This is a genomic window from Azoarcus taiwanensis (assembly GCF_012910885.1).
GTDB classification, from domain to species: Bacteria; Pseudomonadota; Gammaproteobacteria; order Burkholderiales; family Rhodocyclaceae; genus Azoarcus_F; species Azoarcus_F taiwanensis.
The window spans coordinates 1-26,479 of record NZ_WTVM01000053.1 but is presented as its reverse complement, the minus strand read 5'-3'; the positions used below and the strand labels follow the sequence as shown (position 1 = coordinate 26,479).

At 64.7% G+C, this 26,479-nt stretch carries 19 protein-coding genes and 1 pseudogene; 6 read left to right on the top strand and 14 right to left on the bottom strand.

Annotation, left to right across the window (positions count from 1 at the left end; all coding sequences use genetic code 11):
* Positions 1–283 precede the first annotated feature (283 nt).
* On the top strand, positions 284–1,456 hold the full coding sequence (locus GPA21_RS10375) for a lytic murein transglycosylase (protein WP_422614203.1): 1,173 nt from the start codon (positions 284–286) through the stop codon (positions 1,454–1,456).
* Between the two features lie 340 nt (positions 1,457–1,796).
* Here the strand turns inward: GPA21_RS10375 and GPA21_RS10370 are convergent, their stop codons facing one another.
* Positions 1,797–2,519, bottom strand: coding sequence for a murein L,D-transpeptidase catalytic domain family protein (locus tag GPA21_RS10370; RefSeq protein WP_168988126.1), 723 nt, complete (start codon positions 2,517–2,519; stop codon positions 1,797–1,799).
* 222 nt (positions 2,520–2,741) lie between these two features.
* Between GPA21_RS10370 and GPA21_RS10365 the strand changes: the two genes are divergently transcribed.
* Both GPA21_RS10365 and GPA21_RS10360 read left to right on the top strand, forming a co-directional pair.
* The gene (locus GPA21_RS10365) at positions 2,742–4,397 is read left to right on the top strand and encodes a L,D-transpeptidase family protein (protein ID WP_211163530.1); all 1,656 of its coding nucleotides are present in this window, start codon (positions 2,742–2,744) and stop codon (positions 4,395–4,397) included.
* Between the two features lie 126 nt (positions 4,398–4,523).
* Entirely contained in the window at positions 4,524–5,393 is an 870-nt protein-coding gene (locus GPA21_RS10360; RefSeq protein ID WP_211163529.1) for a mechanosensitive ion channel family protein, read from the top strand.
* A gap of 4 nt (positions 5,394–5,397) precedes the next feature.
* On the opposite strand, the gene GPA21_RS10355 is transcribed toward GPA21_RS10360, so the two are convergent.
* From GPA21_RS10355 to GPA21_RS10335, 5 genes are all read right to left on the bottom strand, one after another.
* Positions 5,398–8,445, bottom strand: a complete 3,048-nt coding sequence (locus GPA21_RS10355; RefSeq protein ID WP_168988124.1) for an AAA family ATPase — start codon at positions 8,443–8,445, stop codon at positions 5,398–5,400.
* The gene (locus GPA21_RS10350) at positions 8,442–9,587 is read right to left on the bottom strand and encodes an exonuclease SbcCD subunit D (protein ID WP_168988123.1); all 1,146 of its coding nucleotides are present in this window, start codon (positions 9,585–9,587) and stop codon (positions 8,442–8,444) included. Before GPA21_RS10350 ends, GPA21_RS10355 begins: the two co-directional genes overlap by 4 nt.
* Before the next feature lie 132 nt (positions 9,588–9,719).
* The gene (locus GPA21_RS10345; RefSeq protein WP_168988122.1) at positions 9,720–10,598 is read right to left on the bottom strand and encodes an ABC transporter substrate-binding protein; all 879 of its coding nucleotides are present in this window, start codon (positions 10,596–10,598) and stop codon (positions 9,720–9,722) included.
* A 27-nt stretch (positions 10,599–10,625) separates the two neighbouring features.
* Positions 10,626–13,268: an EAL domain-containing protein gene (locus GPA21_RS21175; protein ID WP_168988121.1), complete on the bottom strand. Its 2,643-nt coding sequence runs from the start codon at positions 13,266–13,268 to the stop codon at positions 10,626–10,628.
* Between the two features lie 248 nt (positions 13,269–13,516).
* Positions 13,517–14,506: a lipid A deacylase LpxR family protein gene (locus GPA21_RS10335; protein ID WP_168988120.1), complete on the bottom strand. Its 990-nt coding sequence runs from the start codon at positions 14,504–14,506 to the stop codon at positions 13,517–13,519.
* Between the two features lie 283 nt (positions 14,507–14,789).
* Here GPA21_RS10335 and GPA21_RS10330 point away from each other — a divergent pair, with 283 nt between their 5' ends.
* From GPA21_RS10330 to GPA21_RS10320, 3 genes are all read left to right on the top strand, one after another.
* The gene (locus GPA21_RS10330; RefSeq protein ID WP_168988119.1) at positions 14,790–15,854 is read left to right on the top strand and encodes a zinc-binding metallopeptidase family protein; all 1,065 of its coding nucleotides are present in this window, start codon (positions 14,790–14,792) and stop codon (positions 15,852–15,854) included.
* Between the two features lie 217 nt (positions 15,855–16,071).
* Positions 16,072–16,314 (top strand): ribbon-helix-helix domain-containing protein, encoded by a 243-nt coding sequence (locus tag GPA21_RS10325; RefSeq protein ID WP_246261892.1) that lies wholly within the window; start codon positions 16,072–16,074, stop codon positions 16,312–16,314.
* A complete protein-coding gene (locus GPA21_RS10320) occupies positions 16,311–16,643 on the top strand; it encodes a type II toxin-antitoxin system RelE/ParE family toxin (protein ID WP_168988117.1) in 333 nt (110 codons plus the stop codon). The genes GPA21_RS10325 and GPA21_RS10320 overlap by 4 nt, the downstream gene beginning before the upstream one ends.
* Before the next feature lie 88 nt (positions 16,644–16,731).
* Here GPA21_RS10320 and sohB read toward each other — a convergent pair whose 3' ends face one another.
* The 8 genes and pseudogenes from sohB to GPA21_RS10280 form a co-directional block, all read right to left on the bottom strand.
* The gene (sohB, locus tag GPA21_RS10315) at positions 16,732–17,739 is read right to left on the bottom strand and encodes a protease SohB (RefSeq protein WP_168988116.1); all 1,008 of its coding nucleotides are present in this window, start codon (positions 17,737–17,739) and stop codon (positions 16,732–16,734) included.
* Between the two features lie 91 nt (positions 17,740–17,830).
* Positions 17,831–21,022 carry a type I restriction endonuclease subunit R gene (locus tag GPA21_RS10310; protein WP_168988115.1) on the bottom strand — a complete coding sequence of 1,064 codons (3,192 nt, stop codon included), beginning with the start codon at positions 21,020–21,022 and terminating at the stop codon, positions 17,831–17,833.
* A 22-nt stretch (positions 21,023–21,044) separates the two neighbouring features.
* Positions 21,045–21,224: a single stranded DNA-binding domain-containing protein gene (locus tag GPA21_RS10305; protein ID WP_168988114.1), complete on the bottom strand. Its 180-nt coding sequence runs from the start codon at positions 21,222–21,224 to the stop codon at positions 21,045–21,047.
* A 17-nt stretch (positions 21,225–21,241) separates the two neighbouring features.
* Complete coding sequence (locus GPA21_RS10300) at positions 21,242–22,390, bottom strand: Fic family protein (protein ID WP_168988113.1); 1,149 nt, start codon at positions 22,388–22,390, stop codon at positions 21,242–21,244.
* Between the two features lie 167 nt (positions 22,391–22,557).
* Positions 22,558–23,487 carry a mechanosensitive ion channel family protein gene (locus tag GPA21_RS10295; RefSeq protein WP_168988112.1) on the bottom strand — a complete coding sequence of 310 codons (930 nt, stop codon included), beginning with the start codon at positions 23,485–23,487 and terminating at the stop codon, positions 22,558–22,560.
* Positions 23,488–23,566: 79 nt separating this feature from the next.
* Positions 23,567–24,262, bottom strand: a complete 696-nt coding sequence (locus GPA21_RS10290; protein WP_246261891.1) for a hypothetical protein — start codon at positions 24,260–24,262, stop codon at positions 23,567–23,569.
* Positions 24,263–24,968: 706 nt separating this feature from the next.
* On the bottom strand, positions 24,969–26,285 hold the full coding sequence (locus GPA21_RS10285) for a restriction endonuclease subunit S (protein WP_168988111.1): 1,317 nt from the start codon (positions 26,283–26,285) through the stop codon (positions 24,969–24,971).
* Positions 26,275–26,479: pseudogene (locus GPA21_RS10280) on the bottom strand (SAM-dependent DNA methyltransferase); the annotation flags it as partial. The pseudogene GPA21_RS10280 and the gene GPA21_RS10285, both read right to left, overlap by 11 nt.

The following is a 26,479-nucleotide window of genomic DNA, read 5'->3' as shown; positions in this document are numbered from 1 at the left end:
GGCGAATTCCATCAGGGCCAGCAGACATCGGGTCTGCCAAACAGGCCGGATATAAGACTGCAGCCAGACTCTGGAACGTCAAAAATGCAAACTTCACTTGCCAAACCGGGAGGCGTCCATATAAGCGCCGTAAGGCGCGAATGCGGCGGTAATGGACGCGCTGCCGGCACATCATCGCTTACACCCTCAAACGCAGCCAGACGGACAATTCGCTTAAGATGAGGTTCCCATCCACCTCAGCCGGAAAACTCGTCAGATGCCGTCCAGTATGACCCGAATCGCCATGTCCCTGATGCTCGTCGCAGGGATGTCCTCGGCCAGTGCCGACGCCGATTTCCAGCGCTGCCTCAACGACCTGCGCGGCGAAGCCCGCACACGTGGCGTGCCGGCGGCGAGCTTCGACCGCTTCACCGCCGGCCTCGAGCCGGACATGGGGGTCATCGAACTGCTCAATCACCAGCCCGAGTTCCGTACCCCGATCTGGGACTACCTCGCCGGGCTGGTCGATGACGAACGTGTCGCCGACGGCCAGGCGAAGCTCGCCGAATGGCGCGAGTTGCTCGACCGTGTCGAAGCGCAGTATGGCGTCGAGCGCGAGACCGTGGTCGCAATCTGGGGTGTGGAGTCCAACTTCGGGCGCACCTTCGGGCGCCGCGAGGTGGTGCAGTCGCTTGCCACCCTGGCCTGCATCGGGCGGCGGCAGGACTTCTTCCGCGGCGAATTCCTGACCACACTGCGCATTCTCGAGGATGGTCACATCGACCCGGAGGGCTTCGTAGGCTCCTGGGCCGGGGCCTTCGGCCACACTCAGTTCATGCCCTCGACCTTCAGCCGGATCGCAGTGGACTTCGATGGCGACGGCCGGCGCGACCTGATGGGCAGCGTGCCGGACGCGCTCGCTTCCACCGCCAACTACCTGCGCCAGTCCAACTGGCGCACCGGCGAGCCATGGGGCTTCGAGGTACGGTTGCCGGCAGGCATGGATACCAGTCAGGCTGGGCGTCGCAACAAGCAGGCGATGTCCGCCTGGGCTGCTGCCGGCGTACGCAAGGTGGACGGCTCACCGCTTCCGGGCGGCGCGCCCCAGGCTGGGCTGTTGCTGCCAGCCGGCCCGCAAGGACCGGCTTTCCTGGTGATGCGCAACTTCGACGCGCTGTTCTCCTATAACGCGGCGGAAAGCTACGCACTGGCCATCGCGCACCTGTCCGATCGTCTGCGCGGCGAAGCTGTCTTTGTCACGCCATGGCCGACCGACGACCCGGGCCTGTCGCGCGCCGAGCGACGCGAGGTGCAGGAACGGCTGCTTGCGCTCGGCTACGAGATCGGCGAGGTGGATGGCATCATCGGCAGCAACTCCCGTGCTGCGATCCGCGAGCTGCAACCACAGCTGGGCCTGGAAGCCGACGGCCGTGCCGGTCAGCGCCTGCTGCAGGCGATGCGGCAACACACGCCATGAAGGCGCGCCGCAAGCCGTAAACGACCAGGGCGGCCCAAGGGCCGCCCCGTTTCCGACTCAATTCTTGTTTCCTGAATTCAGGTTCTCGTCCCCTGCGAACTCGTCTGCGTCGAATCCAGCGTGCCGTCGAGTATTTTGCCCTTCTCTCCAGGGCAGGCCATCACGGAGGCTGATCCTACGGCAAGCATCACGACCAGAAGAGCTGCGAAATAACGCGCCATTCAGTACCCTCCATGTGTCAGGACAATTCCTGTAGTTCCAAGATAGTAGACGGTGATGCGCGATTCAAGGCCGATTGCCCGCGAGCGAGCAATATGTCACGAACGCGAATCGGACCGTCTCAGCTCTCGCGATCCCGGAAGGGGGCGAGAATGCTCGCCACCCGGCTCGGCTGGCAATTCACGTAGGCTGAATCGGCAAGCCACGCCTGATCCGGATAGTAGGCGAACAGGAATTGGCCGTTCTTCAGGATGTCGACCACCTGATCGCCCACCTCCGGGCGTACTGCCGGGCAGCCCTGACTGCGCCCGATGCGACCCTGGCGCTCGACCCAGCTCGGATCGACGTAGTCAGCACGATGGATGACGATCGCGCGCTCACGGGCGCGGTCGTTGATCCCCGGCTCCAGACCGTCCATGCGCAGCGAGTAGCCGTGGCGGCCGAAATAACTCTCCTGGGTGCGGAACAGGCCGAGGCTGGACTGATAGCTGCCGACCACGTTGGAGAAGCTGGTGGCGTAGTTGTCGCCGGAATTCTGGCCGTGTGCGACCAACTCTTCCAGGATCAGCTTGCGTTCGGTGAGATCGAAGATCCACAGACGCGGCGTCGACGACGGGAGCGAAAAATCGATTACCGCGAGCCGCTCGGAAGAGCGCACGCCACCACTGACCGCACACTGCATGGCGGCAACCGCCTTGCCGAGCACATCCCGGTTCAGCGCCGGCGCCTCGCGAGACAGGGTTTCGATCAGCAGGTTGTCTGAAGCCTGGTCGGCCAACACCTGTCCGGAAAATGCAAAAATGCTTGCCATTGCGAGCAGTGCCCGGCGGAATGTCTTAGGCATGCGGTATCCTTCCCCTTGTCTTCGAGAACAAGCCCCTGTGCGGGGTTGCGAAGCACACCCTGACGGATGGACCGCGTGACGATGGAACGACAATCGTCGCAATGCGGTCTATTGGTCAGGGCAGCAAAGCTGCAGCGCCACGGAATCGTCAGACGGCGATCCTCCCCCGAAGCGCATTCAGCCCGCAGCATGTTACCAGCGCGGGCAATGGAGAATAACAGTTTGTCCCCATATAGATACATTTGCTTACCGCTTGTCTGGCTCGCGCTGTCGCTGACGAAGGCTGCACTGGCAGCAGCCGGCCCCACACCTGATGCGATTCGCGCGGCGCTCGAAACCACGCAACCGGTCGCGCACACGTCCGAACAGGGTCGCCGCGTCATCACGCGCGACGAGCTTGCGTGGTTCTACGCTGCCCGCGGTCACGCGCCGATCTGGTCCGAGCAGCCCCGGCTCGACCGACTTCAGGAAGCGATTCTCGAGCTTGCCGACGACGGGCTCGACCCCGCTGCATACGCCCTGGACGAGATTCGCGCACTGGGCATGCGTCTGGCCGGTGGCGGCACGCTCGCAGTCTGCGACGAACTCGCCACCAGCCAGGTGTATCTCACCGCTCTGCTCCATCTCTCTCAGGGCGCACTCGACCCGGCGGTGTTCGAACCCCTCTGGCGCTCCAACGGCCGTCCGGCACCGCTGATCGACCGCGAACGTCTGCTGATGCTCGCCGCGGACAGCCTGGATGACATCGTCGCCGGTTTCGAAGCAGCTCGGCCCAACGTGTTGCACTATCGCGCGCTCCGTCAGGCCCACGCAACGCTCAGGTCCAGCCTTGCCGACGTCCATTGGCCCGAGGTGCCGCCGGGCGCAACCCTGCGCGAAGGCATGCGCAGCCCACGGGTACCCGCGCTACGGGAACGCCTGCAGGCCGAGGGTTACGACACGGGAACCGGCGAGCCCGACTCACAGGCGTACGACACCGCACTGATCGCGGCAGTCACCGCCTTCCAGCAAGCCAACCGACTGGCAGCCGACGGCGTCGTCGGTCCGGCCACGCTGGCGGTCCTCAACCTGCCACCCGGCGCCAGGCTCGACCGGCTGAGCGTGAATCTCGAGCGCATGCGCTGGCTGGCCGCCGAGCATCGCTCCAACTATGTGCTGGTGAACATTGCCGGCGCCCGGGTCAGCTACTTCCGCCATGGCGAGGCGATCTGGGACATGCGCACCCAGGTGGGCCGCGCCACGCGCCGCACGCCACTGCTTGCGTCTGACATCACCCACCTCACCCTCAACCCTACCTGGACGGTGCCACCCACCATCCTGCGCAACGACAAGCTGCCCGAGATCCGTCAGGACATCGACTACCTCGCACGCAACAACATGCGGGTACTCGACGCCGGCGGACGACCGCTCGACCCCTACAGCATCGACTGGGAGCGCCCGGGCAACATCCTCCTGCGCCAGGACGCAGGACCGAGCAATGCGCTAGGCCAGGTCGCGATCCGTTTTCCCAATCCTTTCCATGTCTATCTGCACGACACACCGAGCCAGCGTCTGTTCGACCGCGACCAGCGCGCCTTCAGCTCGGGCTGTGTGCGGGTCGAGCGGGCGCTCGAACTGGTCGACCTGCTGGTCGAAGACGGTAGCGACGCGAGTCCTGAGCTGGTCGCCGAGCGGATCGCCAGCGGCCGCACCAGCAACTTCAATCTCGATCGCCCGATTCCGATCGTCATGGCGTACTGGACGGCCGATGTCGGCGAGGACGGCAGCCCGGTCTTCTACCCGGACATCTACCGCCACGACGACCGCATCCTGGCCGCACTCCGGGCCCCGGCCAAGGCCTATGCGATAATGAGCCCCTGCGCCAGCGCACACAGCTGACCCCGGCGAGGGGTCCGCATCGCTCGGGGGCCATCGCAACCTCCAGCAGATTCTGCGCTCTGCCGCCCCGCCGGACTGCCCCGGTAGCGGGCGGCGGCTGATCTCATTCACGCAACAGGAGATTTCATGGACCCGGTTTCCACGTTTCAGATCGAGAATCTCGCCGCGCTCTACCAGCCAGGCTTCGTCGACGCCTACCTCATCCCTTGGACGATCCGCATTCTCACCGCTGCCGCCATCTGGTTCGTCGGCAAATGGGTGGCCGACAAGCTGACCGGCCTGATCCGCCAGGTGATGACCCGCGCCAAGCTGGACACGATGCTTGTGGCCTTCGCCGGCAACATCATCAACACCGCGCTGCTGGTTGTCGTCATCATCGCCGCGCTGGACCACCTCGGCATCCCGACGACCTCGATGCTGGCGGTGTTCGGTGCTGCCGGCCTGGCAGTCGCGCTGGCGCTCAAGGATTCGCTGGGCAACTTCGCCTCGGGCGTGATGCTGATCATGTTCCGGCCGTTCAAGGTCGGCGACTTCATCGAGGCCGGGGGCATCAGCGGCGTTCCCGAAGAGATCCGCATCTTCCATACCGTGATGCGTACCCCGGACAACCGCCAGATCACGGTGCCCAACGGGCAGATTACCGCGGGCGCGATCATCAACTTCAGCGCCAAGCCAACGCGACGCATCGACCTCGTCTTCGGCATCAGCTACGGCGACGACATCCGCAAGGCCAAGGCCATCATCGAGGGCATCGTCACCGCCGACGAGCGAGTACTGACGGACCCTGCCCCGCTGATCGCACTCGGAGAGCTCGCCGACAGCAGCGTGAACATCAATGTCCGCCCATGGGTCAAGACCGAGGATTTCTGGCCGGTGCGGGCGGATCTGCTCGAGCGGGTCAAGCTCGCGTTCGACGAGCAAGGCATCACCATCCCGTTCCCGCAACGCGACCTGCACCTGCACGAAGTGCCCCGGACGCTCAAGAGCGCGGCCTGAAAGCTCAGCGCACAAGGCGCAACTGGCTCCCCCTGTTGCCACCGCTGACCTCGATGCGCACGTCGATGCGCTCGCGCAGTTCGGCCACGTGCGAGATCACGCCCACGGTGCGCCCGGACTGTTGCAGGTCGATCAGGGTGCGCAGGGCGAGATCCAGGCTCTCGGGGTCGAGGGTGCCGAAGCCCTCGTCGATGAACAGGGTCTCGATCTGCACCCCGCCTGCCCGCGACTGAACCACGTCGGCCAGACCCAGCGCCAGCGACAGCGCCGCCAGAAAACCCTCGCCGCCGGAAAGCGTGTTGGCCGGTCGGGTGGTGCCGGTGTACTGATCGAACACCTCCAGTTCCAGGCCGCCGGCGCTGCGCTGGTCGGTGACCCCGCGGACCCGACGCAGCTCGAAGCGGTTCCGGCTCATGTGCGAAAGCCTGTGCGAGGCGGTTTCCAGCACCTCGTCGAGCAAGGTCGCCAGCACGAAACGCTGGAAGGTCATGCGCAGGGGGTTGTTGCCCCCGGCCACTTCGGCGAGGCGGCCGAGTACCGCGTATTGTTTTTCGATCTCGGCGCCATCGCTCGCGAGCTTCGCGAGCGCGGCCAGCACTTCGTCCAGCCGCGCAATGCGTGAGCCCAGCGCCTGAGTCGCCGACAGCGCCGCCTCGAGCTGCCGGCCACGTTCGGCAGCGGCCTGCTCGAGCGCCTCGATGTCGGGACGCAGCTTTCCTTCGGCCTGGGTGCATGCCCGCGCGAATCGGTCACGCGCGGCGGCCAAGGCCTCATCGAATGCCGCGAGATCGCGCTCCAGCGCGGCGACACGTCCCGGGGGGCGACGCGCTTCGCGAAACGCGGCTTCGCCGGCAAACGCCTGCTCAGTGAGACACGCCTGAAACTCCTCCGCTGCACTGGCGAGCGCAGACTCGGCCCGGGCGAGCCGCTCAAGTGCGGCATCCCGGCTCGCCTCGGCACGCTCCGCCGCCGCCACGGCGTCCCGCTCGGCGCGCTGCGCCTTCTCCAGTGCCGACACCAGGCTTGCGAGTCTCGACGACACGGCATCCCGTTCGGCCTCGAGCGCGACCGGTTCCGGCATCGGCTCCGGCACCGTCTCACCCAGAGTCTGCACGGTTGCATCGACTGCGGCGATCTCACGTTCCAAAGCATCACGATCGTGCCGCGCCCGCTCCTGAGTCTTTCGCGCGTTGGCCAGATCGCCCTCGAGCGCGCCAAGCGCAGCCTGGCGTGCCTGTAGCGCGGTGGCAGCGGCTTTGCTGTCGGCGAGTGATTGGGTGAGCTCGGCGCGTCGCGCGACCAGCGCCCCGGGGTCGAGATCCCCGATCGACTTCGCCGAGGCTTCGACACGCTCGCGCAGTTCGGCTGCTCTCGCGGACCGGGTCGCGTGTGCGGTGAACGCCTCGTCACGCTGGCGCTCGGCAGCGGCAAGCACCTTGCGCTCTGCATCGGGCTCGGCGGTCACATCGGTTTCGCCGCCTCGCTCCGCGGCGTTCGCGGGCGAAGGATGCTCGGTCGCACCGCATACCGGGCAGGGTTCGCCCTGGTGCAGATGGGCTGCAAGCGCGGCGGCGTGGCTGAGGCGCAGTGCCAGTTCGCGTTCGGCGAGCGCGTTCCTCGCTGCGCCCAGACTGGCATCGGCCTGCGCCAGTGCGCGCGCCGCTTGCGCCGAATCCGCTTCGGCGCGGCTCAAGGTCTGCAAGGCCTGGGCATGCTGCTCCAGCCTGGCAAGGGCTTGCTCGGCTTCCTTCAACTGCATGGCGAGCAATTCGCCGCGGGCGGCATCGGCCTTCAGGGCCTCGCAAGCAGCGCGGATTTCGCTCAATTGCCGTTCGAGTTCGGCATGTCGTGTCGCAGAGGCTTCGATCGCCACCGCTGCGGCATCGCGTCGCTTGTGCAGATCGGCGAGCTTGTCACGCTCGGTGCGCAGTCGAGCGCAACGCTTGACGAGCTCGCCCAAACGCTCGACCTCTCGCGCGAGTTGCTGACGTACCGGCTCCTGGGCCTGCTCGGTCTGCAGCAGGGCCGTGGCGTTTCTCCGCGCTTCATCTGCGACCAGATGCGCCTTGTTCGCGTTGGCCGCCGCCTCACCGGCCTGGGCATGCTCGCGCTGCGCGAGTTCGGCAGCTCTGGCCGCCACCTCGACTGCCGCCGCCCGTCTGGCGGCGTCGCGCTCGCCGCGCAGCAGCGCGGTTTCCGGCAGGCGCGCCTCGAGTGCCGTCACTGCACGTTGCGCCTGTTCCAGTTCGTCAAGTCTCGCCACCGCATCCCGGCCAGCCGCAAGCTCCGCTCGGGCGGCTGCGTCCGACTGGCGGGCCACCTGCTCGGCGGCAAGCGCATGCTCCAGCTCACCCGCACTGTCGCTCCGCCGCGCCTGCAACTGAGCCTCGTCCGCGGCGTCGGCCTGCTGCAACAGGGTGTCCCGGCGAACCCTCAGATCCCTCGCGGCCGCCTCGACATCGCGCGCCTCGCGCTTCAAGGCCTCGCCGATCTCGCGGTAGCGCTCGGTGCGGAACAGCGTCTGCAGAATGGCTTCACGCGCGTCCGAGCGCGCGGTAAGCAGGTCGCGAAACCGCCCCTGAGGCAACACCACAACCTGACGGAACTGCTCGCTGTCGAAACCGAGCAAGTCGACCACTGCTGCAGTGACCTTGCCGGGTTGCGTGGCAAGGCTCTTCCATGCAGCACCATCCCAGCGATCCAGTTGTGCGGTGGCCGGCACCTCGCGTTCGCCGCTGCCGCGCTGCTTGGGCCGACGCTGAGCTGGCTCGCGCACTACCTTGAAACGCTCGGTGCCAAGGGCGAACTCAAGCGTCACCGCAGTGGGCAGATCGGCCGGAGCATGATCGCTGCGCATTGCACGTGCATCGCGCTCGCCCCCAGAGGTGTCGCCGTAGAGCGCGAAGCACAAGGCATCGAGCAGTGTCGTCTTCCCGGCACCGGTTGCGCCATGGATGAGAAACAGGGCGCGCTCGCCGAGTGCGGTGAAATCCACCGTCTGCACGCTGGCAAACGGCCCGAAAGCCTGCATCGTCAGTTCGAGCGGCTTCACGCGCCGGCCTCCCGGTCGTCGCGGGCGAGGTGCTCGAGAGTGGCGTCCAGCGCCGCCGCCTGAGCCTCGCTCAGCGCGTCTCCGGTGACCTCCCGAAAGAAATCAGCGAACAGATGCCGGACATCCAGCTCCCGATGTCGACTCGCTGCCCCGCCCTCGCCCGCGCGCTGCAGCACTTCGCGCTCGCAACCCAGCGCATTGGGATATGCCTCGCGCAGGCGCGCCATCGAGTCGAGCAACGCGCCGCTGTCGGTCAGGGTGGCGAACACATAGTCCTCATTCTCCGGGTCGTCGCGACCCGCCTCGATCAGCGCCGCCAGCTCGCCGCGAATACGCCTCAGGTCGCGGCGTGGGGCGAGCTGCACCCGCTCGACGCTCGCCGCACCATCCGCACCGATCTCGACCACGCTCACGCTCTTGTCGTGGTCTGCCTCGGAAAGCGAATACTTCATCAGCGACCCCGCGTAGTGCAGACGACCGGCCAGCGTCTGCGGCCGGTGCAGGTGACCAAGCGCGACGAAATCGAAACCCTCGAAGCGGCGCGCATCGACCGCTCCACTGCCGCCCACCGACAGCGGACGTTCGGATTCGGACTCCGCGCCGCCGGCAACGAAGGCATGCGCCACCAGCAGCGAGCGCACCCCGGTCGGATGCCCGGCACGCACCTGTTCGAGCACCGCGGCCATCGCCGCGTCGTGGTCGGCCACCTCGATGCCGAGGGCGTCGCGCACGACGGCCGGTTCGCAATAGGGCAGCGGATAGATACGGAGCGGTCCGTGCGCATCGTCAAGCTCGAGTGCCGGCACCTCGCCCTGATAGCGCCCGACCACCGTCAATCCTCCGCTCGCGAGCAGTCTCGCGCCGAAACCGAGCCTGTCCGGGCTGTCGTGATTGCCGGCAATCATCACCACCGGCACACCTTCCCCGACCACGATGCGGGACAACACGTCGTCCAACAGCGTGACCGCCTCGGCCGGCGGCACGGCACGATCGTAGATGTCGCCGGCCAGCAACACCGCGTCCGGTCGGCGCTCGCGCACCAGTTCGACGAACTGGTCGAGCACGTACGCCTGGTCCTCGACCAGCGAGCGGGCATGAAAGAGTCTGCCGAGGTGCCAGTCCCCGCTATGAATGAAACGCATCAGTCCGATTCGCGGCTTACGCCGCTCCAGCCCCCGGCACAGGTGCTTCCACGACCTGTGGGAGCGGCGTGAGCCGCGAACCGGGGTGTGGCTTGCGTGCGGGGCTGGATCTCGCGCGCGAGGCTCGCTGGATCAATCCGCATACAAGCGATCGTAGGCCGTTGCGTCGACCTGCGACATGCCCATGGACTCGAACTGGCGCCACATCGCGCGCCAACGCTCGGCGTCGCGCACCACCGGCGCGACCAGCCGCGGGCAGGTGTCGCGGATGATCTCGTCCATGAGCGGCTCCGGTGTGTCGCCGCTGAAGGCGTACCACAGGCGAGCCGCCTCCTCCGGATCATTGCGGCACAGCTCGGCGCCGCGCGAAACCAGCGCAAGCACGGTATCGACGACATTCCGGTGTTCGGCGAGGAAGCGCTCACCGGTGAACAACTCCAGCGCCGAGAAGTTTTCCAGACCCACCTCGCCTGTCGCGACGAACTCGGCCTCGACCCCGAGCATGCGCGCCTCGACCCCCTCGAAGTTGGCGAAACAAAGCCATGCCGCGTCGTAACCAGCCTGCAGGTTCTTCAGATGTTCGAAACCGGCCGCCTCGATCACCACCTGGTCTCGCTCGAAGCTCGCGCCGCGCAAATGACACCAGCGGGCGAGAATCTCGATCGCGATCTCATCGGTGATCTCGCCGGCTACCGGAGACGCGACGCGAATGCCCTCACCCGCAAGCAGGCGCTCGGCACCGGACGGCTGCAGCAGAATGCCGCCATCGGTTTCGAAGAAGCAGCCCAGCGCCTTCAGGCCCGGCCGGTGGGCGTCAATCATGTGCAGCGGCTCGTTGCAGGCGAAAGCGATCTCGCCGGAGACCACTGCGGCAAGACCGTCGTAGTGATCCTCGGGCACCTTGAGGCTGACTACCAGCCCTGCCTCGGCGAACCAGCCAAGCTCGATGCCGGCGATGAAGGGAAGATGGTCCGGGTTGAGAAACCACTCGAGGGCGATGTCGATTTTCATGGCGGATGCGCAAGGCGCCAGAGTTCGCTATCGCACAATTAAAGCACGATTGGCCGCCAGAAACGCCCGCATGTCGTCGGCAGGCATTGGTCTCGCAAGCAGGTAGCCCTGCGCCTCGTCGCAGCCTTCGGCCTTGAGAAAGGCGAGCTGCTCCTCGGTTTCGACACCCTCGGCAACGGTGTGCATGCCCAGGCTTTGCGCCAATCGGATGATGGCCCTGACGATCGCCCTGTCGTCCTCGTCCTCGCCAATATCCCGCACGAAACTCTGATCGATCTTGAGCCTGTGCGCGGTGAAGCGCTTGAGGTAACTGAGCGAAGAATAGCCGGTGCCGAAATCATCTATCGCAATCCTGACGCCGGACGCCGCCAGTTGCCGCATCATGTGCAGGGCCTTTTCCGGGTCGTCCATCGCCACGGCCTCCGTCAACTCGAGCTCGAGCCGCTCAGGCTGGATGCCGGCCTCATCGAGCTCACGGCGTATGCACTCGGGGAGATCGGGGCGGCGGAACTGCACCGCCGACAGATTCACCGCAAGCATTGGCGGTGCCACCCCCTCGTCCTGCCAGCGTCGCAATTCGCGGGCTGCCTCGCGAAGAACCCAGGCGCCAAGCTCGTTGATCAGCCCGGTGCTCTCGGCCACCGGGATGAATTCTGCCGGCGACAGCACACCCAGGCTCGGGTGACTCCAGCGCACCAGCGCCTCCGCCCCGGTCACTTGGCGGGTCGACACGTCGAACTGCGGTTGATAGTGCAGATGCAGCTGGCCACCAGCCACCGCGTGCCGCAGCGCGCTCGCGAGAAGCAAGGCACGCTCGGTGTGAGCCTGCATCTCACTGGTATAGAAGCGAAAATCACCCCGGTTTTCGTGCTTGACCCGGTACATCGCGACGTCCGCCTTGCGCAACAGGGTCTCGAGATCCTCACCGTCGTCCGGGTACATCGCAATCCCGATCGACGGCGTCGTCACCAGTTCATGCGCACCAACCGTGCAGGGCTCGGACACCAGCTCGATCAGCTTGCGCACGACTGCCGCAGCGCCGTCGGCATCGCATTCGCCGAGCAACATGATGTATTCATCGCCGCCAAGCCGGCAGACCGTATCTCCGGCGCGCAACGCGGTCTCGAGGCGCCGCGCGATCACGACCAGAAGCTGGTCTCCGGCATCATGACCGAGGGTATCGTTGATGTTCTTGAAATGGTCCAGATCCAGAAACAGCAGGGCAAACTGCTGACCATGCCTTTGCGCGAGGGCCTGCAACTGGGCGAAGCGGTCTCGCAGCAGGACGCGGTTCGGCAGACCGGTCAACTGATCGTAGTGCGCAAGTTGCTGAATGCGGGCCTCGTTGCTTCGGCGTTCGGTGATGTCGCGCGTCACCCCCCTGACCTCGAGGCGTCCGGTGATTGGATTGCGGGCAATATTGCCGACGACTTCGGTCCACACCATGCTGCCGTCGCGTCGAGGCTGCTCCACCTCGAGCATCACGGCATCGCTGGTTGAACGCTCGCCGGCAATGTACTCCGCCATGCTGCGTGCAATCACTTCCTGCACGCGACCCAGTTGCCCCGGCGCGAGCGTGGCCTCGAGCGGCATGTTCATGACCTCTTCGGGCGTATAACCTCGCAGCCGCTCCACCGATGGACTGACATAGGTGAATCGCAGCGTCTCGGGATCCAGCGTCCAGATTACGTCGTAAATGCTTTCCGCGAGATCGCGATAGCGTTGCTCGCTCTCCATGACTTCGATCGCAAGACGCTCACGCTCGCGGGTTCTGGCCCGCACCTGCGACCGAAGCACGATGACAACCACACCGAGCACCACACCGATTGCCAGCAAGGTGAACATCAGCTTGCGCAGCATCGTCGGCACGACGAACTCCGGAGCCGGTGCCGCCCATCGTTCCAGTATGCGGAAATACTGCGATGACTGGTCGGCCTTCAATGGCTGCAACTGGCGGTCAATCCCGGCAAGCAGATCGAGGTTGCGCCCCCGCGTCGTGGCAAAGAACAGCCCGGAGGGCTGAAATACGACCGGCGCAGTGACCAATGCATACTGCGGCGCACGTCTGACACCGAACAGATGATTTGCCACAGCCGCATCTGCGTCGCCGCGGGCGACGAGGGCGAAGGTCTCGTCGAACGAATCCGCGGGCACAAGCTCGAACTCCACATCGAAGCCCGCGAGCATTGCCCGCAGCGCAACCTCCTGCACACTGCCGGCCAGCATCGCGATCCGCTTGCCGTCCAGATCGAGTATCGATTCGATCCCGGAATCGGTCGGCTTGAACACCTGCGACCAGCTGTGCAGCGCAACCACGTCGTGAAAGGAGAAGCGTTCGAGCCGCTCCGACGAAAACGCCACATCGGGCATCAGGTCAATCTCGCCGGCGTCCAGCAGCCCGAGGCAAACCGACCATTCACAACGCTCATAGCGAAGCTGCCAGCCCTCCCTCGCCGCTATCTCACGCAGGATTTCCGGGAAGATCCCGGCTGCTCGACCGTCCGAGCCGGTGAAGATCTTCGGCTCGTTTTCGTAGAGCCCGACTACGACCTCACGCGCCGAGGCCGCACTCGAGAGACCGGCCACCAATAGCAGCGCGCCGAACAGGACGGCGACCACTTGCGTGGCAGCAGCTCGAAGACCGTGGGAAATGATGAAGCGCTGAAACATCCTGATGTATCCGGAACCCGCTGAACTGGCATATAACCGCCATGCAACTTCGGCGACCCAACAACAAGCTTACTCCTGTTAATGCGAGTGGAATCCGCACAATCACACAATATCGTGGAATTCGACACAAACGCTGACATCAGCTGAGCTCGCGCGTTCCGAAACGCACACGCTTCCCCCAGCTGCAACCCAAGCGCAGCCGCGAGACGCAGCCGGCCGGGGTCGACGACACTCCGGGGCGAAACCGGTCAGAACTTGAGCAAGACCGAAAACGCCCCGAACACGTCACTTTCGCTCTGAGTCCGGAACTCCTTGGACCGCGCGACATGGGTGTAGCTCACGCGCAAGTCCTTCCAGTCGGCAACCAGCCCGAACTGCAGATCGCCCACCAGCCTGCGTTTGTCTACGCTCGCGCTGTCGCGAAAAGTGCTGCCATCGAGAAAGACATTGCGCGCTACTGCACGTCCTTCGACACCCGCAAACAGATACCAGCGAAAACCGGTGGCGGCGTAGAAGTCCGACGCGCCAGGCAGCGCGGGCTCGATGCGTGGGGGGCCATAGTCGTTGGGCAGATCCGGGCCGAAGCGGAACATGAAACCAGCCTTCCCATCGGTGAAGACATTGCCCAACGCCGCGCCCAGGTGCGTGCCAAAGTCCAGATGGTTGCCGAGCATTCGCGTGGTGTAGAGACCACGCCAGCTTCGCTTCCAGCTCAGGATCAGGCCCGGCTCGTTGCGCAGTTGATGGTCCCAGCCCTCCGGTCGGTCCGAGTCGATGACCCGATGCACGAACTTCTGCGTCTCCTCGGCAAGCGAAGCCGGCCCCACCACGCCAATCGTGAGACCAAACTGGTCGACCACCCGGCCGGTCTCCACGCCGAGGCCCACTGAACCGTACAACCACCCGGCGTACGGGCGTTCGCCATCCGGCGGATTCACGATGGTGATGTCGCGTGGGGTGTACATGCTTTGGCCGAACGCGTAGCCATGCCTGATCGTCGCATCGCGGGGGAACCACGGCATGATCTCGGCCACCTCACGAACCAGCCCCGGCACCGGGCGCCTGCGGTCCGGCACCCACGCAAAGCGAACACCGTTGGTGTAGTGGCGATCCGCGTTGTAGAACACGTCGTTCTCCAGCACGAAGCTGAGCGTGCCGTTACGCGGCTCCTCCTGCGCGGAAGCGGGCGTCAGCGCGAACGCGATGAGGACGAAGGAAACGACGCGAACCGGGTTCATTGAGCACCTGAGAAACTGCAAAGGCACGGATTCTAAGTCTGATCGAGACCACAATAGTCACGAAATCGCGTGCCGCCCGCTATCCTGAACAGAATATCGACAAGGCAATCAAGTGCAGGGGGTGAGATCGCACACACCGTGCTCGCCTCAAAGGAAAGGGTGCGAGCACGCGCGCCGCGCGAGATTGCCTGATTGTTGCCATTTCGATGATGCACCGACAATGACCTCGTCCTCACCGGGTGAGTTCAGCCGGCCCCTGCAATAAGAACGACCGGGACCAAGCATGCGACTATTCAGCTGCGGTCATTGCGGCCAGCGACTGTACTTCGAGAACGTATCCTGCACCCGCTGCGGCGCGTCACTCGGGTTTCTGCCGAGCGAGCTGACGCTCGTCTCGCTGGACGCAACTGGTGACGGCCTCTGGCGGCCGCACGGCCGCGAGACCACCTACCGTATGTGTGCGAACTACGAACAGCATGCGGTGTGCAACTGGATGGTGCGAGCCGACGACAGTCACGCATTCTGCGAGGCTTGCCGCCTCAATCGCACCATTCCGGATTTAAGCGTATGCGGCAATCTCGACCTCTGGCGGGCACTCGAAGCCGAGAAGCGCCGCCTTGTCTATTCGCTGCTGCGCCTCGGGCTGCCTGTCGGGCCGCTCTCCGAGGTTGCGGGCGGCCTTGCGTTCGACTTTCTCGCCGACAACGACGAACCCTTCAGCGAGCGCGGCAAGGTCTTCACCGGATACACCGAGGGGCTGATCACGATCAACCTCAAGGAAGCGGACCCTGCCGAGCGCGAGCGCATGCGCGGACGTCTGGACGAACCCTACCGAACCCTGCTCGGCCACTTCCGGCACGAGTCCGGACACTACTACTGGGGCCGGCTGATCGGCAGCACGCCGAGGCTCTACGATTTCCGCCAGCTTTTCGGCGACGACACGCGAGACTACGGCGCTGCCCTCGAGCACCACTACCAATATGGTCCGCCCGCCGACTGGCGGCAGCAATTCATCAGCGGCTACGCGACCATGCACCCGTGGGAAGACTGGGCCGAAACCTGGGCGCATTACCTGCACCTCGTCGACACGCTGGAAACCGCCTGGCAGTTCGGCATCGGCAGCCGGCCCAGAGTCGGCGACGACTCGTACGCAACCACGCAGCACGACTTCGACCCCTACCGCTCGGAGAGCATCGACCCGCTCATCGAGCACTGGCTGCCGCTGTGCTTCGCGCTGAACAGCCTCAACCGAAGCATGGGGCATGAGCACGCCTACCCCTTCGTGCTCTCGCCCGGCGCCATCGAAAAGCTCGGTTTCGTTCATCGGGTCATTCGCGAAGCTTCGTGAAACAGAGCTGTCCAGCGTTTCCTGACAACTTCGGTTGAACCTTCCTCGCCCGTCTGCGCGAAGACGCGAAGACCATGCCGATCAGCCAGGTCGTCCAGGTGCTCGAAACCCACTGGACGAGGCCGCCAATCAGAAACCGTATGGCGTTCATGCAATCGCGCTGCGGCACGATCTTGCCAAAGTTTGTCAAAAGACCTAATGTGCGCCTATGAGCACGATGAATATTTCCTTGCCCGAGAGTCTGAAATCTTTCGTGGATGAGCAGGTGGGCGAACGGGGCTACAGCACCAGTAGCGAGTACGTGCGCGAACTGATCCGTAAGGATCAGGATCGCCAGCGCTTGCGTGGAGTGCTGCTGGCGGGCGCGGCCACTGCGCCAGCAGCGCCAGTTGATTCCGCTTACTTCGAAGGTCTGCGTGAACGGGTACGAAGGGCTCCCAAGTCGGCTTCTCAGGGGTGAAGGTCAAGCCCGTCGTTCCGCGTGAGCAGGCCAACCAGGACGTCGACGACGCGATAGCCTACTACCTCGAGGAGGCTTCCTCATCAGTTGCGCTCGGCTTCATCGATGCACTGGAACAGAGCTATACCCACATCGCCCGCCAGCCTGGAACGGGTTCGCCGCGGTATGGGCATGAGTTGGACCTTCCTGGTCTACGCTCCTGGACGCTGTCGCCCTACCCCTACATCGTCTTCTACGTCGAACGTCCGGACCACATCGATGTCTGGCGCGTACTGCACGGCCAGCGCGATATTCCCGCCTGGATGCAGGCCCCTGACGCCTTCGCCTGACAGCAATCACCCGGCACGCCAAGGACTAGCCCGCATTTCTCACACCGTCACGGCTGCGGCCACCGCTGCGCTCGCTGTGACGCGCAGCTCACCCCAACGGCGAACGCGCCTGCCAGAACCCGTCCCACGCCGACTGCGCCGAGACCCGCACGCGTTCGGGCAGGCTCAGCTTGCGCTGATAGCTCACCCGCAGCACCCTGCCCCGTTGGCAGGCACTGCGGATAATGTCGTCGCTGGTGGCGAGTTCGTCGACCAGCCCCAGCTCCAGCGCCTCGCTGCCAAGCCAGGCTTCGCCGGTAGCTGCTTTCTCCATGTCGAGTTCGGTGCGACGCTCCTGTACGAAGTCGCGGAAGCGCACGTGGATTTCCTCCAGTTCCTCGCGCAGTTTGGCGCGACCGGCTTCGGTGTTTTCGCCGAACACGGTCACGGTCCGCTTGAACTGGCCGGCGGTGAACTGCTCCCAGTCGATGTCGCGTGCCTGCAGCCAGCGGTGAAAGTTGGGCATCTGCGCGATGACGCCGATGGAGCCGACCAGCGCAAACGGCGAGGCGACGATGCGGTCGGCCGCAGCGGCCATGAGGTAGCCGCCGCTGGCGGCGACGGTATCGACCATGGCGGTGAGCGGCAGCTTGGCGTCGCGCAGTCTCAGAAGCTGGGCGGCGGCGAGGCCGTAACGGTTGACCATGCCGCCCGCACTTTCCAGCCGCAGCAGCACCGCGTCGCCCGGCCTGGCTGCCTGCAGGATGGCGCTGATCTCCTCGCGTAGCGTCTCCACGGCCGAGGCGCGGATGTCACCCTTGAAGTCGATAAGGTAGGTGCAGGGCTCGGCCTCCGCCTGCTGCTGCCGCGCCTTGCGTTCGGCCTTGCGCTGCTTGAGCAGCGCCTTGTGCGCCTCCTTCGGCAGGCGCACGGCATCGATGGCGTCGCCGCCGGCTTCGAGCTGGCGATTGACCTCAGTCACTGCGACATGGCCGGCATTCCTGGTCTTGCGGCGCGACAGCAAGGCCACCCCCGCGACGATGGCGAGGATCGCCACCACGACGGTGACGGCCTGGGCGAGAAACAGCGCGTAGAGGGAAACGTAATCGTTGGTCATGGCGTGAGTACCGTATTTGCGTGGGTGCCAGGCGTGGTCTGCTGACAGCCTGCCGAGCGTGAGCGCACATCGCGTGCACCGGACTGCTAGCTTAAACCCAGGCCTCCCCGATCACCTCGGCCTGCTGCAGCACCAGCTCCACCGCGCTGTCCTGCTGGTCGGGTGGGTATTTGTGCTTGCGCAGGATGCGCTTGACCATCAGCCGGAGGCGCGCACGCACGCTCTCGCGCTGGGACCAGTCCACGGTGATGCTCTTGCGCAGGTTTTCGGTGAGTTCGTGGGCGATCTTCTTCAGGGTCTCGTCGGTGAGTTCGCGCGCCGCGGATTCGTTGTCCACCAGCGCATCGTAAAAGCGCACCTCGTCTTCGGTCAGGCCGAGCGTTTCGCCGCGCTGCGCAGCGGTGCGGAACTGGCGCGCCATGTCGACCAGGGTTTCCATGACCTGCGCGGCTTCGATGCTGCGGTTCTGGTAGCGGGTCATCACGCCGGCCAGCAATTCGGAGAACTTGCGCTGCTGCACCACGTTGCTCGCGAAACGGCTGTGGATCTCGCCTTCGAGCAGGCGCTCGAGCAGTTCCACCGCGAGGTTGCGCTCGGGCAGCTGCCGGACCTGGGCGAGAAAATCCTCGTCGAGCAGACCGATGTCGGGCTTGTCCAGGCCGACCGCGTCGAAGATGTCGACCACCGACTCGCTCACCACCGCCTGGCCGATGATCTGGCGGATCGCGGTCTCGCGCTGTTCGTCGGTGCGCTTCTTCGCGCTCAGCTCCCGCTTCGTCAGCAACACCCTCACCGCCTGCATGAAGGCGACCTCGTCCCGCACCTCGCGTGCCTCGTCCAGCGTGCAGCTCAGGCTGAAGGCCTTGCTCAATGCCAGCGAGGCATCGGCGAAACGCCGCTTGCCGTCGCGCTCGCCACCAGGCGTCAGCGACGGAAGCTTCAGCACTTTCTCGGCCGCCCCCGCCAGCACCCGCTGGCCACCCGTGCGAAAGCCCGAGTAGTCGAAGCCGTGCAACATCGCGCGCAGCACGTCGAGCTTTTCCAGCACGATGGAGAAGGCTTCGCGCGAGTCGGTTGCCGGCCGGCCGCGCCCCTTGCTGGCGGTGTATTCCTTCATCGCCGCCTTCAGCTCGTTGCCAATGCCGATGTAATCGACCACCAACCCGCCCTGCTTGTCGCGGAACACCCGGTTGACCCGCGCGATGGCCTGCATCAGGTTGTGGCCCTGCATCGGCTTGTCGATGTACATGGTGTGCACGCACGGCGCGTCGAAGCCGGTGAGCCACATGTCGCGCACGATCACCATCTTCAGCGGGTCGTCCGGCTCCTTGAAGCGCTTGGCGAGCCGCTTCTTGGTCTGCGCGCTGTGGATGTGCGGCCGGAGCAGCGCCTTGTCGCTGGCACTGCCGGTCATCACGATCTTGAGCGCGCCCTTCTCCGGGTCCGGGTCGTGCCAGTCCGGGCGCAGCTTCACGATCGCGTCGTAAAGGTGCACGCAGATCTCGCGGCTCATGGTCACCACCATCGCCTTGCCATCCTGCGCCTGGTTGCGCAGCTCGAAGTGCGACACCAGATCCGCCGCCAGGCTGGCGATGCGCGGCTCGGCGCCGACCAGCTTTTCCAGCGCGGCCCATTTCGACTTCAACCGGGCCTGAACACTCTCTTCCTCGTCCTCGGCGAGCTCGTCGACCTCGTCGTCGATCTCCGACAATACCGCCTCGTTCAGTTTCAGCTTGGCCAGCCGGCTCTCGTAGTAGATGGCCACCGTCGCGCCATCTTCCTTCGCCTGCTGCATGTCGTAGATGTGGATGTAATCGCCGAACACCGCGCGGGTGTCGCGGTCCGCGCCACTCACCGGGGTGCCGGTGAAGGCGACGAAGGTCGCGTTGGGCAGCGCGTCGCGCAGGTGCTGCGCATACCCCACCTCATAGCTCACCCGGTATTCGGCCGGCGCCAGTTCGGCCCGCTGCACATTCGACTCGCGGCTGTCGTCACCGGTCACCAGCGCACCCCGGCCACCCAAGGGTTTCTTCTTCATCCGCGCTTCGAAACCGTATTGGGTGCGATGCGCTTCGTCCGCGATCACCACGATGTTGCGCCGGTCGGACAATAGCGGAAAGCTGTCCTCGTCCTCGCCCGGCATGAACTTCTGGATGGTCGCGAACACGATGCCCCCCGAAGGGCGCATCGCCAGCAGCTCGCGCAGCTTCTGGCGGCTGTTCGCCTGCACCGGCTGCTCGCGCAGCAGGTCGTGCGCCAGACTGAACACGCCGAACAACTGGCCATCGAGGTCGTTGCGGTCGGTGATCACGACGATGGTCGGGTTCTCCATCGCCGGCTCCTGCATCACCCGCGCCGCAAAGCAGGTCATCGGGATGCCCTTTCCGCTGCCCTGCGTGTGCCACACCACGCCGCCCTTTTGCGAACCCCCTGGGCGCGAGGCCGCCACCACCTGCCCGATGGCTGCCCGCACCGCGTGAAACTGGTGGTAGCCGGCGATCTTCTTGATCAGCACCCCGTCGTCCTCGAAGAGCACGAAAAAGCGCAGGTAATCGAGCAACACCGCTGGCGCCAGCGCGCCGCGCACCAGGGTTTCCAGTTCGTTGAATTCGCCGAGCGGGTCGAGGGTGTCGCCATCGATGGTGCGCCAACGCATGAAGCGCTCGGCATCGGCCGACAAGGAACCGAGGCGCGCATCGGAGCCATCGGACACCACCAGCAAGCCGTTGTAGTGAAACAGCTCCGGAATCTGCGCCTTGTAGGTCTGGATCTGCTCGAACGCACGCCAGATGTCGGCATTCGCATCGGCAGGGTTCTTCAGCTCGATCAGCACCAGCGGCAGGCCATTGACGAAGAGCACGATGTCCGGCCGGCGGGTGTGCTGTGCACCCCTTACCGTGAACTGATTGATCGCCAGCCATTCGTTGGCGGCAGGGTTTTGCCAGTCGATCAGCCGCGCGAAGTCACCCCGGGTTTCACCATCGCGGCCCACATCCACCGGCACCCCGCTCACCAGCAGACCGTGAAAGCGCCGGTTCGCAGCCAGCAAGGCCGGCACCCCCAGATCCAGCACCTGGCGCAAGGCATCCTCGCGCGCGGCATGCGGCAACTCCGGGTTCAGCCGCGCAATCGCCGCCCGCAAGCGCGCCACGAGCACCACCTGTTGATAGCTCTGCCGCTCGGCACTCGCACCATCGGGCGCGAGGTCCGGGCCGTACAGTCGCGTGTAACCGACCTCTTCCAGCCAGCCCAGGGCTTCGCGTTCGAGGCGGTCTTCGCTCATCGGGCCACGATCCTGTTCAGGCTCACTTCCGCTCCCCACCTGGTCGAATCGGCCTCAGAAAGCGTCCAGTCTCCGCCCCTTTCCACTGCTCGGTCGAGGTCGCCGGGATGTCGCGGTAGTCGATGTCACGCTCTGGCAGTGCGCGCAATACCTTCACTTCCTTACGCTGCGTCGGGGTGAGCGTCTTGATCTTTTCGTTCATCTCTTCTCCCTTCTCCTTCAGCGCGCGAGCAACGCGATGTAGCGCTGGTAGCCGTAGCTGCGGTTCTTCTTCTGGCCGGTGAGCTCGGTCACGATGCCCAAGGCCTCCAGCGCCTTCACCGCCGCATTGGCGGTCGGAAAACTCGTGTCGAGCGCCTGGCGGACGTGCTCGACGGTAAAGCGCGGCATCACCGGCAGCATCTCGAACAAGCGGTGGCTTGCGAGGCTGCTCCGGTCCGCGGCAAGCAGGCGGCGGCGGTCAGTCGTCACCAGCGTGGCGATCTCGATGATGTTGCGCTCGGCCTCTGCAGCGGCATCGGCGACGCCTTCGAGAAAGAAGGCCACCCACCCCTCCCAGTCGCCATCGGTACGGATCGCGGACAGACGACGGTAATACTCCGCCTGATGTTGCTTGAGATAGCCGCTGAGATAAAGCAGGGGTTCGGGCAGCAGTTGCCACTGCTCCATCAGCGCCGCGATCAGCAGGCGGCCGATACGACCGTTGCCATCGAGAAACGGATGGATGGTTTCGAACTGCGCGTGCACCAGCGCGATCCGCGTCAGTGGCGGCAGACCGGGAGACTGCGACTGGTGAATGAAGCGCTCCAGGTCGGCGAGCAGGTTGGCCACCGACTCCGGCGGCGGCGGCACGAATACCGCATTGCCCGGCCGTGTGCCGCCAATCCAGTTCTGCGAGCGGCGCAACTCGCCGGGCTGTCGGCCGCTGCCGCGCGCCCCGTCGAGCAAGAGCCGATGCGCGTCGCACAGCAGCCGCACGCTGATGGGGAGGCCGGACGGGTCACGGAGATTGTCCTGCACCAGACGAAAGGCACGCAGGTAGTTGGCCACCTCCTCCACGTCGTCCGCATTGCGCACCGCAAAGCCGGCCTCGTCGTCGAACAGATCGACCAGCGTGGCCTGCGTGCCTTCGATCTGCGAAGTGAGCAAGGCCTCCTTGCGCACCGCCCCGTAGAGCAGCCAGTCCACCGAGGGCACCAGGCCGGACACCCCGGCCAGTCGCGCCAGCGCGAGTTCGGCGGCGCGATTGGCCGTCTCGAAACGCGCCGCTTCGAGCGCCGGCGACGCCGGCGGCAGCGCGTCGGGCACAAAGGCTCGCACGGTTTCGCCCAGCGTCGTCGATGTAATGTAGCGACCGGTCACACGCATGATTTGAAAGAAGGCTTTAACTGCATCCACTGCAATTAAAGCACACTTTAATACAATGTCACGCGACGAAAGTCCGCTTGCCACATCACGCGACCGGAAGGGGCAGCGGACATCGTTCAGGTTGCCGAGTGTCAGCCCTGGTATTGTCGATCGCCGGCGGGCCGCAACTAGGTCACCTTGCCGTACGCCATCCTCGAGTCCACACAAGGCATGTGCGCATACGCGAGAGAAACGCCCCGATTACGCAGCGCCGCATCGATCACACCGAAGATCTCGTTTCGGCAGATCGGCTCGCGGTCATGCTGTGGCACCCAGTATTTCACCCGATAGACAACTCCCTGGGGGGCGTAGTGCACCACGTGCACCTCGGGGGGTTTGCCATCGACGATGCTTTCAGTCCCGGACAACGCCTGTTCGATCACCTCCTTGGCTTGCGCCACGGGCAGATCGACCGGCAGCATCAGTTCGACATGATCACGGTACTCCTTGCGCGGCGCACTGAAGTTGGTGATTTGCTGGCGCGAGATCTGACTATTGGGCAGGATCACGTAGGTACTGTCCCCGGTAACGAGCCTCGTCGTGCGCCACCCGATCTCCTGCACCCGCCCTTGGGCCAGTGTCTCGATTCGTACCCAGTCACCGATGCGAAATGGCGCCTCGATTCCGAGTGCGATGCCGGAGAGCGTATCGGCCACCACGTTTCGGATCGCGAATCCGAGCACTGCAAGCACCAGGCCCGACCCGGTCAGTATTCCCGGCAGCCCCTGGCGAAAGAGCAGCGACAGAGCGACGAGTGTCGCCAGCAGGTAAAGGAAGATCCGGAGCAGGTCCACCAGAACCTTTGGCACGGGTCTTTGCCCCTTGCTTCGCCGAGAAAGTCGCGCGGCAATGAGCACATGCGCGAGATGGGCTCCGATGAATGAGGCCAACGCGAGCGCCCCGGTACGAAACGGCCCAAACCAAGCCTGCAGGGCGTGATCCGGTGGCAGCAGCCGCAGCAACAGCGGCTCTGCAAAGGCGGCTGCAAGCAGGAGGGCGAGGCTCGTCGCAGCCAGCATCCAGGACCGCGAGGGGGTGATTCGATCGGGAGTCTTCATTTCATCCTTTTTGACGTATCAAACTCGGCGATGGCGCAGCTCTTGAAACATGCCACTTTGGTCGCCACGAAAAGCCATGTCAGTACGAACGACAGCTCATATCCCCAGCCCGGTCGGCCCGCTCGTGGCACGAATGCAGCAGGCCCCGAGACCGAAGTCCTGCGACACTAAAGCCGCGCCCGAGCAGCAGCATACGGGTGTCGAGTTCCGCGGCGCTCGCGGGCGCCACGTCGGAGCCCAGGTCATGCATACGCTTGCCACGCAAGGCGATCCAGCGAAGCGGGTGACGGCGTGCAAGCGAGCGCCACAGCGCATGGGCGCCCTCGGACTGGCGCGCCCCGCTGACCAGACAGAAACCACGCCCGAGCGCCCAGTCGTAGATCGCGCTCGCAATGCCTCGACCCTGGTAGACAGTTGCATACTTGGAGTGCGGTGAACGTACATACCGATCGGTACGACGGTCGACCTCGATCAGGCGGTTGAACACCGTATAACCCGCAAGACGTCGGCGCGCGACATCCTCGACATAGACGTAGTGCTCGCCGTCCGCCTCGCGATGGTGAAACAGCAGACCAGGCCGCAGAGCGGACAGGCGAGTACAGTGGTTCATCGCGTTGCCGGGCGTCTTGAGCCGGCCGTAGAGCAGATCGAGTTCGGCCTCGATGCTATCGCCGGATTGATCCACGTCGATACGCAATTCCGACCGCGACGGTCGAATCAACTGTTGAATACTGCCAAAAGGCCACTGCACCCTGACAAATTCCAGAGCCATCATCACTCGCATCACCTTCGTGCGTTGCACCGCCACGCGTATGGCGTGGCGCTTGGGATGCAGCCTTCGGCGAGGGCAAAATGACGGATATGGTCCGGGTGGACCGGAGCCTGACCGCGAGCGCGGTCAGTAAATCGGCATCTGGGAAGCGTCCCCGTCGGCTGCACGTTGAACGGGATGCGCGAAGCGCGCTTCCCGGGCAATGTGCCGTGCGGGGTGGGGGTTCAGCCCCTGACGTATCCCCGCACGGCCTGGAAAAGCACGGCGGGAGATCCTGTGACCTTGAATGCGACCTGAATCGCAAGGTCGCGCAACGGGGAGATAATGCCGCGCATGCACGCACTGCCACTCCTGCGCGATGAAGCGCAACAGGAGCTCAAGCGGCGGCGGGCAAGTACGGACATAAGTCGTTTGGATGTGGCGCAAAGACCAGCAATTATAGGCCAAATCGCCAAAGAGAGTTTCGCGCGCCCTCCACGCACGCCCTCCACGCACGCCCTCCAAAAGACAGGGCGATTGCATGAATGCCAAACGGTTGCTGATTGGTGGCTTCGTTGGCAGAGGCACATAGCTCCTCCCCTTCAAGGGGAGGGTGCAGAACACCGCGCCCCAGAATCACGCGGCAAGCGCCATCGATTCCGAACAACGAGCCACACCGGGTGCCACACGGCCCTGTCGGGCTCCGGTATGACAGCGCGGTCTGGCAAGGTCATGCAATGACCTCAAGAGATTCCACCTCCGCTTCCGGCAACCGAAGCTGGCCGGAGATCAGGCGAGGGAGCAGCGTGTCGCGGAGAGTGGCGAGGGTTTGGGCTTGGCGGTTGTTCGCGGCGACCCGCTGCCACAACGCGTCAACGATCGAGGCAAAAGCCTCTGCCACATTCGTGCTCGGCACAGCAATCGGATAGCGACCGAGGATGTCATTCTGGACACGCTGCCTCCCGCTGGTGCCGGACATGCTCTGGATTGCGAAGTCACGGAATGGGGCATGTCTGCAAAGCAGGTAGGCGTGGAAAGCGGGCAGCGGAGCTTTCGGACGCAGAACTATGAACTCGGTCGAGCCCCAGCCGACCTCGTCGTCCGCGAGGAAATCGACGAATGCGGTCTTGCCGTTTTCCAGGCAAGGCGTAATTCGTGCAAGCAACGTATCGCCGTTGATGAAGCGGGAACCTGATCCAGCCTCACGCACCACATGTCCGGAAATGCCGTGCCCAGATGTCGGCGCACTGGCCATGTCTGCATAGGGTGCGCTCGCGCCTTTTTTCAGTTGCCGCTTGGGGTTGATGTCGTACGCTGATGCCAGCGGCCGCAAGGACCACCCCCTCGGCACCAACCCCAGCTCCGATTCCTCGAACCCGTCCGGAAACAACGCGGCGGTGGCTTCATCCATGCCGTTCGGGCTGCGGCCTTCGGCCTTGGCGCGCACGGGGTCGAAATCGACGAACCAGGACTTGAACAGGGCCTGGGCGATGGCTTCGAGGGTGGCGTTGGTTTCGCGCAGGAGAGTGATGCGGTCGTCGAGGGCACCAAGTATGTCCGCGATTTGAGACTGCACCTCCAAGGGAGGCAAACGGAGCATAAATCGGAAGCAGTCTCCGACTCGGATATGACTCACTACCGATCCAGACCCTTCATGACTGCCAAACTGGTGCTGAAGCTCGGGAGACAAGAACGAATAGAGAAGAAAGCGAGGTTCGAGGACTCTCCTGTCCGCACGATACTGCATGAGCCTTTGCCCCAGAAAGACGCCCATGGCATCCTGAACTAGCCCCACTTCGCCGATTGGCGCCTCACGAGTCAACACCACGTCGCCGACTTCAAGGCGTGCTCGCCTTGTCCACTTCTCGTAGGTCGTCTGGTCGACATACCTGCATTCGGAGAGATCGATCCGTCCACTGCGTACATTGGTCGTGCGAATCATCCGGTACGGTGTAGCTTCAGAAACAACGGGGGCGGTCTTATTGACACAATCAACAATCAGTTCACAGACATCTTCGACCGGAACGCTGGGCCACTCAGAACTCATACCCCAACCCCCCCAGCTTCTTCCGAATCACCGCATCCAGCTCCGCCCCCTTCGCCATCTGCTCGCCAAGCTGTTCGGTGAGCCGCTGCATCTTGTCGACGAAGGCTTCGTCGTCGTCCTCGACCGCTTCGGCGCCGACGTAGCGGCCGGGGGTGAGGACGTGGCCGTGGTCGGCGATCTCGGCCAGCGGCACG